Annotated in this window: 10 protein-coding genes and 1 riboswitch; of the genes, 6 read left to right on the forward strand and 4 right to left on the reverse strand. The window is 49.8% G+C overall.

What is annotated here, in order from left to right; all coding sequences use genetic code 11:
- Positions 1-67: 67 nt before the first annotated feature.
- The gene (locus tag ACYVUU_RS01490; RefSeq protein WP_484499759.1) at positions 68-1,375 is read left to right on the forward strand and encodes a Y-family DNA polymerase; all 1,308 of its coding nucleotides are present in this window, start codon (positions 68-70) and stop codon (positions 1,373-1,375) included.
- Positions 1,368-1,727: a hypothetical protein gene (locus ACYVUU_RS01495; protein WP_484499760.1), complete on the forward strand. Its 360-nt coding sequence runs from the start codon at positions 1,368-1,370 to the stop codon at positions 1,725-1,727. Before ACYVUU_RS01490 ends, ACYVUU_RS01495 begins: the two co-directional genes overlap by 8 nt.
- Before the next feature lie 65 nt (positions 1,728-1,792).
- Here ACYVUU_RS01495 and ACYVUU_RS01500 read toward each other — a convergent pair whose 3' ends face one another.
- Complete coding sequence (locus ACYVUU_RS01500; RefSeq protein ID WP_484499761.1) at positions 1,793-3,085, reverse strand: nucleobase:cation symporter-2 family protein; 1,293 nt, start codon at positions 3,083-3,085, stop codon at positions 1,793-1,795.
- Positions 3,086-3,114: 29 nt separating this feature from the next.
- A complete protein-coding gene (locus ACYVUU_RS01505) occupies positions 3,115-3,684 on the reverse strand; it encodes a xanthine phosphoribosyltransferase (protein ID WP_484499762.1) in 570 nt (189 codons plus the stop codon).
- Positions 3,685-3,757: 73 nt separating this feature from the next.
- A riboswitch (purine riboswitch) is annotated at positions 3,758-3,855 on the reverse strand.
- 189 nt (positions 3,856-4,044) lie between these two features.
- Here ACYVUU_RS01505 and guaB point away from each other — a divergent pair.
- The 3 genes from guaB (at position 4,045) to ACYVUU_RS01520 (ending at position 8,515) form a co-directional block, all read left to right on the forward strand.
- Positions 4,045-5,202 (forward strand): IMP dehydrogenase, encoded by a 1,158-nt coding sequence (guaB, locus tag ACYVUU_RS01510; protein WP_484499763.1) that lies wholly within the window; start codon positions 4,045-4,047, stop codon positions 5,200-5,202.
- Entirely contained in the window at positions 5,202-6,755 is a 1,554-nt protein-coding gene (gene guaA / locus ACYVUU_RS01515; RefSeq protein WP_416724746.1) for a glutamine-hydrolyzing GMP synthase, read from the forward strand. Before guaB ends, guaA begins: the two co-directional genes overlap by 1 nt.
- Positions 6,756-6,904: 149 nt before the next feature.
- A complete protein-coding gene (locus tag ACYVUU_RS01520) occupies positions 6,905-8,515 on the forward strand; it encodes an ATP-binding cassette domain-containing protein (protein WP_484499764.1) in 1,611 nt (536 codons plus the stop codon).
- Positions 8,516-8,549: 34 nt separating this feature from the next.
- Here the strand turns inward: ACYVUU_RS01520 and ACYVUU_RS01525 are convergent, their stop codons facing one another.
- Positions 8,550-9,392 carry a helix-turn-helix domain-containing protein gene (locus tag ACYVUU_RS01525; protein ID WP_439775287.1) on the reverse strand — a complete coding sequence of 281 codons (843 nt, stop codon included), beginning with the start codon at positions 9,390-9,392 and terminating at the stop codon, positions 8,550-8,552.
- Positions 9,393-9,530: 138 nt separating this feature from the next.
- On the opposite strand from ACYVUU_RS01525, the gene ACYVUU_RS01530 reads away from it, so the two are divergent.
- Positions 9,531-11,003: a glycoside hydrolase family 1 protein gene (locus ACYVUU_RS01530; protein ID WP_484499276.1), complete on the forward strand. Its 1,473-nt coding sequence runs from the start codon at positions 9,531-9,533 to the stop codon at positions 11,001-11,003.
- Between the two features lie 49 nt (positions 11,004-11,052).
- Here ACYVUU_RS01530 and ACYVUU_RS01535 read toward each other — a convergent pair whose 3' ends face one another.
- Positions 11,053-12,006, reverse strand: coding sequence for an Rpn family recombination-promoting nuclease/putative transposase (locus tag ACYVUU_RS01535; RefSeq protein ID WP_484499275.1), 954 nt, complete (start codon positions 12,004-12,006; stop codon positions 11,053-11,055).
- Positions 12,007-12,163: the final 157 nt, after the last annotated feature.

The following is a 12,163-nucleotide window of genomic DNA, read 5'->3' on the forward strand; positions in this document are numbered from 1 at the left end:
TTGCTTTTCAGAACAAAAGTTCGATATAATTTATTGGAACAAATGTTCAAGAAAGAAGTGGATTTTGATGTACGATTACCGTTATGAGCCCCACCGGGTTATTTTCATGATCGACAACAAATCTTTCTATGCCTCTTGCGAGGCCCTGCGCCTGGGGCTGAATCCGATGGAAGTCGCTTTAGCCGTCGTGTCCCAGCAGCCGGGGACTGACTGGGGGTCAGGCCTGATTATGGCTGCCTCGCCTTTGGCCAAGAAAAAGTACGGCCTGAGCAATGTCATGCGGGCCAGGGACTTGCCGCCTAAAGACCAGGCCCCGGACTTGATGCTGGTTGAGCCGCATATGAATCTTTACATCAAGCGCAGCATGGAGGTTTTGCAGATTTTCCGCAAGTACGCGGCGGATGAGGATATCCATGTCTATTCGATCGATGAAAGCATGATCGATATGACTGAGTCCTGGCACTTGTTTGGGGATGACCCTTATTTGGTGGCCCGGAAGATTCAAAAAGACATTCACGACAGCCTGGGCCTGTACACGACTTGCGGGATTGGGGAGAACCCCCTTTTAGCCAAACTGGCCATGGACATTTCCGCCAAGCACCGGACTTCGATGATTGCCTGCTGGCACTATATTGACGTGCCCGATACTATCTGGAAGATTCCCAAGCTGGAGGATGTTTGGGGGATCAATGTCAAGACGGCCAATCGCCTGCGCCGGCTGGGGATCAACAACATGTATGACCTGGCCCACAGCGATCCGGCAGTTTTGAAGAAGGAGTTCGGCGTAATCGGCGAGCAGCTTTTTGCCATGAGCTGGGGAGTGGACCGGAGCATTATCAAGCAGAAGTACCGGCCCAAAAGCAAAAGCTACGGAAACTCCCAAATCTTGAACCGGGACTATGAGGACCAGCGGGAAATCGAGATCGTCATTCAAGAAATCGGCGACCAGGTCGCGGCCAGAATTAGGGCTCACCATTTGCTGGCGGGCCGGGTCAGCCTCTATGTCGGTTACGCTGACTATGAAGCTGATCCAGCTGGCTTCAGCATTCAAGAGAAGATCACGCCTACTGATATTTCCAGCGATTTGGTGGCCAAGCTCTGGGCCCTTTTCAGAAGAAAGTGGCGGGGGCAGGCCGTCAGACGGCTGGGGGTGACCTACAGCAATTTAGCGCCGGCCGGCTGCCAGCAGCTGACTTTTTTTCTGCCTCCAGCCGAGCAGATCAAGCAGCAGAAGCGGGACCAGGTAGTCGACAAATTACGGAAGAAGTACGGCTTTGCCAGTGTCGTCAGAGCCTCCAGCCTTTTGCCAGGGGCCACGGCGATTGCCAGAAGCCGGCTGGTTGGCGGCCACAATGGGGGCAACGCCTATGAGTAAGGAGTTTGACCAGCGGGTGACGGATTTTTTTGCTCATTATCAGGACCGGGGGATGAAGAAGTGGGCGGGCTTTTTCCTAAGCGATCACACGGCCATGATCAATAAAGAGACAAGGCAGAAAAGCGTGCCAGACCGGACAGAGATGAGCCGGGAAGAGTGCGGGAAAGTGCTGGGAGCAGCCTTTGCCAATCAGCACCCAGTCGCTGTCCAGCTGAAGGAAGTGGATGAAAACGGGGAACGGCCGGAAGAAATAGTTGGCTTTGTCCGGGGCTACGCGGAGGACAAGGTAGTTATCGACGAGCACGTCATTGCTTTAGACGACCTGCGCTGCGTCCTGCTTTTAGGCGATTAAGGACAAGATAAAAAGCCTCTTCACTTGTTTGGTGAAGAAGCTTTTAGTCTGATTATCAGCAAAAATTAGTTTTCGTCCAGGCCCTTTTTGCCCTTGAAGATCAAGTTCAAAAGGACGGAAGAAATTGAGGCGATGACGATCCCGTTTTCCAGGAAGAGCTGCAGTTCGCTTGGCAGAGCCTGGAAGATGGTTGGGTAAACGGAGACGCCCAGGCCAAGACCCAGGGAGATAGCCACGATCAAAAGGTTGTGGTTGTCGCTGAAGTCGACCTTGAGCAGCATCTTGATCCCCTGTACGGCGATGGAGGAGAACATGACCACCATGGCCCCGCCCAAAACAGCCGTTGGCATGATGGTGACCAGGGCGCCGACTTTTGGCAAAAGGCCCATGGCCATCAAGAGGCCGGCTGCCCAGTAGATCGGCCGCTTGGACCGGATGCCGGACAATTGCAGCAGGCCGACGTTTTGGGAGAAGGTGGTGTAAGGGAAGGTGTTGAAGAGGCCGCCGAAGATTTGGGCCAACCCTTCAGCCCGGTAGCCCCGCTTGAGGTCATCTTCCGTGATGTCTTTGCCCAAAAGGTCGCCTAAGGCGAAGAAGACCCCGGTTGATTCAACCATGGAGACCAAGGCGATGATCATCATAGTCAAGCTGGATGACCATTCAAACTTTGGCAAGCCAAAGTAGAAGAATTGCGGGAAGTGCAGCCAGGCTGCCTGGGAAACTGGGGTAAGGGAAACCATACCAAGGCAGGCAGCCAGGAGAGTGCCAACGATGAGGCCGATCAAGACGGAAATTGAGGCGATGAAGCCCTTGGCGAAGGCCTGCAGGGCCACGATCACTAAGATAGTGACGAAGCCGACCAGGAGGTTCTTGGGGTCACCGAAGTCCTTGGCAGTGGCGGACCCGCCGCCCAGGTTCTGGATGCCGACTGGAATCAAGGTCAGACCGATCGTGGTGATCAAGGTCCCGGTGACAACTGGCGGGAAGAGCTTTTTGATTTTTGAAAAGACCCCGGCGATGAGGAAGACGAAGACCCCGGCCACGATGATCGACCCGTACATGGTGCCGATGGAGTACTTCTGCCCGATCATTTCCAAAGGAGCAACAGCCTGGATGGCGCAGCCTAAAACGACTGGCAGGCCGATCCCGAAGTAGCGGTTGCGCATCAGCTGCAAGAGGGTGGCCAGGCCGCACATGAAGATGTCGATGGAGACCAAGTAGGTCAATTGCTCTGAGTTAAAGTGCAGGGCATTGCCGATCAAGATCGGGACAGCCACAGCCCCGGAGTACATGGCCAAAAGGTGCTGCAGGCCCAGGACGAAAGAGCGGCCTTGTGAAGGTTCTTGTGTTTGATCCATTTTTATTTGATAACTCCCACTGTCAAAAATTAGTTGAAAATGACTTGCCCGTCGGCGAATTCCTTGATGCTGGCCAAAGCTTCCAGGTGGTAGCCATGGTTGACCAGCCAGTCATGGCCGCCCTGGAAGGCCTTTTCCACGACAACGCCCACGCCGACTACTTCAGCGCCGGCTTGTTCAGCCAGGGAGATCAAGCCCTTGGCTGCTTCGCCGTTGGCCAGGAAGTCATCGATAACCAGGATGCGGTCATTTGCGTCAAGGAACTTGGCTTCAACGGAAATGGTGTTGGTAACTTGCTTGGTGTAAGAGAAGACTTCCGCGGTGTAGACCTCGTCAGTGACGGTTGAAGGCTTCTTCTTTCTGGCAAAGACCATCGGCACGCCTAAGCAGTAGGCGGCCATGATGCCGGGAGCGATCCCGCTGGCTTCAGCGGTGAGGACCCGGGTGACGCCAGCGTCCTTGAAGAGGCGGGCAAATTCCTGGCCCAAGGTCATCATCAATTGGGGATCGATCTGGTGGTTCAAGAATGAGTTGACCTTCAAGACGTCGCCTGGTAAAACGACGCCATCCTTCTTAATGCGTTTTTCTAAAAGTTCCATGTGACTCCTTCCAAAACAAAAAAGAAAAAGGCTCCTTTTACCAAAACTAGGCAAAAGAAGCCGCGCCGGCAATAGCCGGCCCTTCTTTACCTATAGTCCGGAGTTTACGGCTCCGGGTAGAGACTGCTGCCCGTATCGCAGCGATATATAAGTAGAAACATTTGTTAAGTTATTGCTAAATCTTACAGCAAAAACCGAATTAATTCAATCAGATTCGCTGAAAAATTGTTAATTTGGCTCAAAAAGTCCTAAAAGATTAAAAAAATAAGTGAATGATTCGCTTTTTGTTGACCTGGCGGCGAAAAACGTGTAAAGTTGATTAATTAAAAAGTATCAACGATTGTTTGAAAGGATGAAATCATGTCTTTGTGGGAAACCAAATTTGCTAAAGAAGGTATTACTTTTGACGACGTGCTCTTGATTCCAGCTGAAAGTCACGTTCTGCCGAACGAAGTCGACTTGTCAACCCAGCTGGCACCAAACTTGAAGCTGAACATTCCTTTGATCTCCGCTGGGATGGACACGGTGACCGAAGGCAAGATGGCGGCAGCCATGGCTAAGATGGGCGGCCTTGGGGTAGTCCACAAGAACCTTTCAATTCAAGCGCAAGCCGATGAAGTTCGTCTGGCCAAGAACACTCCGGTAACTGCCGAAGACACTCACGCTGCCGTTGACAAGGATGGCAAGCTCTTGGTAGCAGCTGCTGTCGGCGTAACCAGCGACACTTTTGAAAGAGCAGAAGCCCTGTTTGAAGCCGGTGCTGACGCGATCGTTATCGACACGGCCCACGGCCACTCAGCCGGCGTTTTGCGCAAGATTAAGGAAATCCGCGACCACTTCCCGCACAACACTTTGATTGCCGGTAACGTGGCTACTGGCGAAGGCACCCGGGCCTTGTTTGAAGCTGGCGTTGACGTAGTCAAGGTTGGTATCGGGCCTGGCTCAATCTGCACCACCAGAGTGGTTGCTGGTGTCGGCGTGCCGCAATTGACTGCTATTTACGACGCGGCTGACGTAGCCCGGGAATTTGGCAAGCCAATCATCGCTGACGGCGGGATCAAGTACTCAGGTGACGTGGTTAAGGCTTTGGCAGCCGGCGGCAACGCGGTTATGCTGGGCTCTATGCTGTCAGGCACTGAAGAAGCTCCAGGGGACGTGCAGCAAGGCGCTGACGGCCGTCTGGTTAAGTCCTACCGGGGTATGGGGTCAGTTGGCGCCATGTCCCAGCAGCACGGCTCAAGCGACCGTTACTTCCAAGGCGGCGTGAACGAAGCCAACAAGCTGGTGCCAGAAGGCATCGAAGCTGTTGTTTCTTACAAGGGTACGGTAAGCAACGTTGTTTACCAGATCCTTGGGGGCCTGCGGTCCGGTATGGGCTACTGCGGGGCTGAAAACATCGACAAGCTGATTGAAACCGCCCAATTCGTCCGCATCTCAAACGCCGGCCTGCGTGAATCTCACCCGCACGACGTTATGATGAGCAAGGCCGCACCTAACTACGGAGGTATCGACTTCTAATGGCAAAAATCGACTTAAGCAATTTTGACAAGATCATCGTCCTGGACTTCGGCAGCCAGTACAACCAATTGATCACCCGCCGGATCCGTGACTTTGGCATCTACTCAGAACTGTTGCCGCACACGATTACGGCAGAAGAAGTGAAGAAGATCGCTCCTAAGGGGATCATCTTCTCCGGCGGCCCGAACTCAGTTTATGATGAAAATGCCCTGGATGTTGATCCGGAAATTTTTGAACTGGGGATTCCAATCTTGGGCATCTGCTACGGGATGCAATTGATGACTCAAAAATTGGGCGGGACGGTGGAAAAGGCCGGTGAAGCTGAATACGGCTCAGCCCACATTGAAGTCAAGGAAGCTGACAGCCCGCTTTACAAGGGCCTGCCAGAAAAGCAGGTTGTCTGGATGAGCCACGGCGACTTGGTAACCAAGGTGCCAGAAGGCTTTGAAGTTCTGGCTTCAAGCAAGAACTGCCCGATCGCTTCCATGGCTGACCCAGCCCGGAAGTTCTACGCCATCCAGTTCCACGCAGAAGTCCGCAACTCAGAATACGGCCTGGACATCTTGCGCCGCTTTGCTTTTGACGTCTGCGGGGCCAAGGACAACTGGACCATGGACGACTTTATCAAGCTGTCTGTTGACTCAATCAGAGAAGAAGTCGGCGACGCTAACGTGATCCTTGGGATCTCCGGTGGGGTTGACTCCAGCGTTACGGCTACCCTTTTGCACAAGGCAATTGGCAGCCAATTGACGGCGATTTTTGTCGACCACGGCCTGCTTAGAAAGAACGAAAGCGATGAAGTTATGGCCGCCCTCAAGGAAGGGTTGGGCGTGAACATCGTCAGAGTTGATGCCAAGGACCGCTTCATGTCCAAGCTGGCCGGGGTAACCGACCCTGAAAAGAAGCGGAAGATCATCGGCAACGAATTCGTGCAGGTCTTCAACGATGAAGCCAAGAAGATCAAGGACGCCAAGTTCCTGGCCCAAGGGACCTTGTACACTGACGTGATTGAATCAGGGACCGACACGGCCCACACGATCAAGAGCCACCACAATGTCGGGGGCTTGCCGGAAGACATGCAGTTCAAGCTGATTGAACCGCTGCGGCAATTGTTCAAGGACGAAGTCCGGGTCTTGGGTGAAAAGCTGGGCCTGCCACACGACTTGGTATGGCGGCAGCCGTTCCCAGGTCCTGGTCTGGCTATCCGGGTGATCGGGGAGATCACTGAAGAGAAGCTGCGGATCGTCCGGGACGCGGACGCGATCTTGCGGGAAGAAGTCAAGAACGCTGGCCTGCAGGAAAGCATTTGGCAATACTTTGTTGCTCTGCCAGGGATGCGGAGCGTCGGGGTTATGGGCGACGGCCGGACTTACGACTACGCTGTCTGCATCCGGGCTGTTACGTCAATTGACGGGATGACGGCTGACTTTGCCCAGATTCCATGGGATGTTCTGCAGAAGATCTCCGTGCGGATCGTCAACGAAGTCAAGCAGGTTAACCGCGTACTGTACGACGTGACGAGCAAGCCGCCGGCAACTATCGAATACGAATAAAATAAGCGGAATTTTCTCCGCCGAGGAAACTACCTGGTTATTGCCGGGTAGTTTTTTTGTTGTAAAAATGAAAAAATGTACTTAACTTTTTTATTTTTTAATATATACTTAACGCATGAAAACATGGGGGAGAATTCTTTAAAAAGGTTGTGAGTGTTTTGTATTATTCAGATTTTATCAAGGGCAATCGAGTTAGGTTTATCGCGATTATTCTTTTAGTTATTGGCGGCAGCGCGCTTCTTGCCGGCAACAATGCCTTGCTGACGCTGCTGGGGGACAGCTTGCGCAAAGGAAACCTGCTGCTTTTCGTGTCAATTATCGGGATCAATTTTGTGGTTGATGCTATCGGCAGCGGCCTGTCTTATAGAGCCAATTATTTGTATGATAAACAGACCCAAGAGTATTTCCACAAGCTTCGGTCTGCTGAAGTGGAAAAAATCTACAACAGTGGTAACAAGGCACCGAAAGTTTCTAGCGTTCAAAACAGTTTGACCCAAGATTTAAATATGCTGGGGGAAAATTTTCTGGCTCCATGGCTGAAAATTGCCGCTTGTGGATTGGATGTAGTCCTTTCCTCAATCATCGTCTTTACCTACAGCTGGCTTTTATTGCTGGTAATTCTGCTTCTTGCAGTCTTGATGTTTTTTATGCCACGTTTTTTATCTCCAGCTTTGCAAAAGGCTACCGATGATATTTCTAATAAAAACAAGCGTTATCTCGATATGCTGGAAAAATGGTTTAGCGGTTTGAGCGTTTTGCAGAGATATCATGTCAAGCAGAAGCTTTTGGCAGTGACGACAGCTCAAGGAAAGCAACTTGAAGATGCCAATGTCAGACGGTCTGGCCAGATGCAATTTGCCAGCGGCGTCAACAATGCCGCAAACATGCTGTCACAAGCTTTAATTTTGCTGGTGTCAGGTGTCTTGATTATTACTGGCCGGATGAATTTCGGTGTCTTCTTTAGCATTGGCAACTTTGCCAGCACGATTTTTACTGAACTGGGGGTAGTGGTCAACCAATATACTGTTTTGCAGTCAAGCAAAACTTTAAACGCCAAGCTCAGAGAGCAGCTTGCAGTCCAGACTGACCACTCAGAAAAGATAGAAAGTTTGGACCACTTTCAGTCATTGTCAGTTCAAGCCTTGTCTGTAGCTTTTAGCAATGAAGAAAAAATCACTTATCCGGATTTTCAAATCAAGCGGGGAGAAAAAATCTTATTGTCAGGGGACAGTGGGACTGGAAAATCTACGCTTTTTAAACTGATCCTGCAGGAGTTGCCATTGGCAACTGGAAAGATTTGTTTTAAAAACGAAGCTGGTCAGGAAATCAAACAGCCAGACCTGTCTCAAATCGGCTATGTTCCGCAAGATCCGGTTCTCTTTCCGGGTACAATCAAGGAAAATATTACAATGTTCAACTCCAAGCTGAATGACCGGGTAATGCACTTTGTTAAGCAGGTGAATTTGGAAAAAGATCTGGCTAAATTCCCGGCAGGAGTAGATACGGAACTCGATCAAGGCAAGCATGCCCTGTCTGGCGGCCAGCGGCAAAAAGTGGTTTTGGCCAGAGCACAAATCCATGACAGCCAGCTGATTTTCATTGATGAAGGCACTTCAGCCATTGATGCGCATAATGGCTTGGAAATTTTGCAGAATCTGCTGCAAACGGACGCAACGATTATTTTTATCGCGCACAACTTGACTGAAGAGATGCGGCAGTTATTTGACCGGGAGATTCATTTAAGCAATACTGCAGGTTAAACAAAAAGCGGGCAAGTTTGGCTTGCCCGTTTTTTCATTCATTGAAATATTTGCTGAAGGCCTTGCGATATTGGCTGGGGGTCATTTCTTTCCAGGCTTTAAAATTGCGTTCCAAAACTTTGGCCGAAGAAAAGCCGCAGTAATTGGCAATGTAGGCGACGGAATAGTTCGTGCTCAGCAAGAGGTATCTGGCATGCATGAGCCGGACTTGCTTTAAGTATTTGCCTAAAGGAAGTTTTGTCACTTGGCTCAATTCTTTATTTAAAGTCACTTGCGAAACCCTAAAATGTTCAGCGATGCTTTGGGCCGTGATATTGGTGGAAGAGTTGTTGGCGATGTAGGCGATCACCGTGTCAGCCAATGATTGGTTGGGCGGGGTGGTGATGTCCGTTTTTTCAGTATATTCGCTGTCGATCAGGGCTATCATTTGAAAAAATTCGCTCAAAATTAAAAAACGGATGCTGTCACTGATCGGTTGGTCGACGAGTTCAGCGATGGCAATCAGATTTTTTCTCAATTGCCGGTAGCTGGCAGTATCGCGGCTGATATGGCCCATTTTGATCCGCCAATTCTTACTGGAAGGATATTCTTTTTCTAAAAAGTTATTGTCAATAATCATCCCCATAACATAATAAGACCGGTCTTTGTGCCCCGTCGCGGCATGAATCTGTGAGCGGTCAATAGCCCAGATATCACCGGAATTGTAATGGTGGGTCTGGCCGGCAATGACAACTTTGAAGTCTTCCCCAGATACCAGATAATCAATTTCGATCCCGGTATGCCAGTGGGTGGGTGATTTAGGCGCATAACTTGATTTTTTAAAAAATTTGAAGGGGAGGCGGGTGAGGTTGTCGACTTCTTCGTAAGCAATGGGCATGTTTTTCTCCTTTATAAATCGTCCCTAAGTGCTTTAAGAAATGGGGCGTAATCGCTTTCTCCTATGATACCATACTGCTTGTAGGAAAAATATTTAGACGGCAATAAACCTGAACTTACAATTTAGGAGGAAAAAATAATGGCTCATTTCAGAAAAGACTTTTTGTGGGGCGGCGCGGTAGCGGCCAACCAGGTTGAAGGTGGATACAACGAAGGCGGCAAGGGCTTGTCAGTGACTGACATCACCACGGCCGGCTCTCTGGAAAGCCCGCGCTACTTGACTTATACCCTGGATGGCAAGGACGGCAAGGTAGCCGGGATGTTTGCCAGCTCCTTGCCAAAGGGCGCCAAGGGTAAGATTTTTGACAATGAATACTACCCGAACCATGTAGCGATTGATTTTTACCACCACTACAAGGAAGACATCAAGATGTTTGCCGACATGGGCTTTAAGGTATTCAGAACCTCCATTGCCTGGACGCGGATTTTCCCAACTGGCGAAGAAGACAAGCCAAACCAGGAAGGCCTTGACTTCTACCGCAGAGTCTTTGAAGAACTGAAGAAGAACGGGATTGAACCATTAGTTACTATTTCCCACTATGAAGACCCATTGGCTTTAGGTGAAAAGTACAACGACTGGCAAGACCGCAAGATGATTGACCTCTATGTCAAGTACGCAACGACCTTGTTCAAGGAATACAAGGACCTGGTTAAGTACTGGCTGACCTTCAACGAAATCAACTCATCCTTGATGTTCTTGAAGATGGTGGGCGATGGCAACGCATCTGATGAAGATTACCAAAAGGCTTACCAAAAGCTGCACCACCAATTCGTTGCTTCTGCCAAGGCAGTTGTTGCAGGCCACAAGATCAACCCAGACTTCATGATCGGGAACATGATCGCCGGTTCTGTCTACTACCCAGGCACGCCTGACCCAAAGGATGCTATAGCTGCCCGCTACGAAGAAGAATTGGCCCAGCTTTACTGTGCTGACGCGCAAGCTAAGGGTGAATACCCAAGTTTTGCCAAGCGCTTATGGGATGAACACAATGTTCACTTGAAGATTGAAGATGGCGACCTTGAAATCATGAAGGAAGGTAAAGTTGACATGTACACCTTCTCATACTACATGTCAAACATGGTTACCACCCATGATGTTGGCGAAAAGGCTAAGGGTAACTTCGCTGCTGGCGCTAAGAACCCATATCTTGAATACTCTGAATGGGGCTGGTCAACTGACCCAGACGGCCTGCAACTGTACTTGGAAAAGATGTATGACCGTTATGGCATCCCGATGATGGTTGTTGAAAATGGTCTTGGTGCCGTTGACAAGCTGGAAGATGGTACTGTTCATGACGATTACCGGATTGACTACTTGAGAAAGCACATCAAGGCGATGGACAAGGCGGTTGAACATGGGGTTGACCTGCGTGCCTACACGACCTGGGGCTGCATTGACTGCGTTTCTGCCGGGACTGGTCAAATGTCCAAGCGGTATGGCTTCATCTATGTTGACCGTGATGACAAGGGCGAAGGTACGCTTAAGCGTCTTCCTAAGGATTCATACTACTGGTACCAAAAGGTTATCGCTTCAAACGGCGATGAATTATAAAATAAATGCGTAAGAAAAGCGGACAAGGCAAACTTGTCCGCTTTTTTGCTTACTTCTTCTTGAGCAGCTTCTTGTACATCGGCCGGTCTGCCTCGGGGATGCCCAGGAGGTCCATGGCTCCGTCTGGAGTTAAGTTGGTGGTGTTCAAAATGTTGCGCAAGTAGTCTTGCGTTACCTTCTCGGTCGTTTCCTTAGTCACTTCTTCAGTCGTTTCCTTCTTGGCCTGGTCAAGCTTGACCTGGATAAATTGTGGCATTACTTCAGTCATGGTAGTCACCTCGTTCTTATCTCTTTTTTCCAGTTCCTTGATTAAATCATCAAAAGCATGCGTGCCCGACAGGGCATTCATCATGTCCAAAAGAAGCATGATATCTTCTACTGACAGCTTTTTGGCGCTTGGGTGGTATTCTTCACCAGCATTGGTCTGGATGAAGTATTCTGCCAGGCAGAAGAAGGCACTCTTGAAGCGCTTGTCCAGCTCTTGCGCAGACAAATCACTGATCCGGTAAAAAGCTTTGATCTCGTAATCGCTGATCAGTGGCCGAATCTCTTCGGGCAGCTTCTTCATATTGATGTTCCCCAGCAAATTTCGGCTGTAGTTCCAAGCTTCTTTCCCGTAGTATACCACCAGTGTGAGCACGGGGTAGAGCCTTTTGCTTTTGGTGAGCTGGTAGCGGTAGGCCGCGGCATCATAATTCATCACCCGCGCCGGCATGTTCTTGTCCGGCCGGGTCTGGTTCTCAATGCCAATTAGCGAAATAACAAACTTCTTCTTACCGATCGTCAGCAGCTTGGCCACATCTCGGTCTTGGCTGTGAATCTTCCCGCTAGCTTTGTAGTAGCTAAGCGTGTTGGTGTTTGCCAGCATCCCTGGCTTGATGACCTGCTTACCATTAAAAATGAAGCCATTTAATACGTCAGCGAACACTTCATTCTTGTCCAGCAGAATTTTTTCAACCAGGTCATTGGTGCCATGAGTCTGCTGTGATTTTCTTTTTGCCATGGTTTCTCCTTAACTAGGAGGTCAGTTTTTCCCTCCACTTACTAATACAAGAAAAAGTGCCAAATTTTTTATTTTGCAGATTACACTTTTGTTTTTAAGATATAATTGATGACTAAAGAGGCAAAAAATAAACAGGCGTCCAAGTTAATGGACACCT

This window comes from Lactobacillus sp. WILCCON 0058 (genome assembly GCF_057198005.1).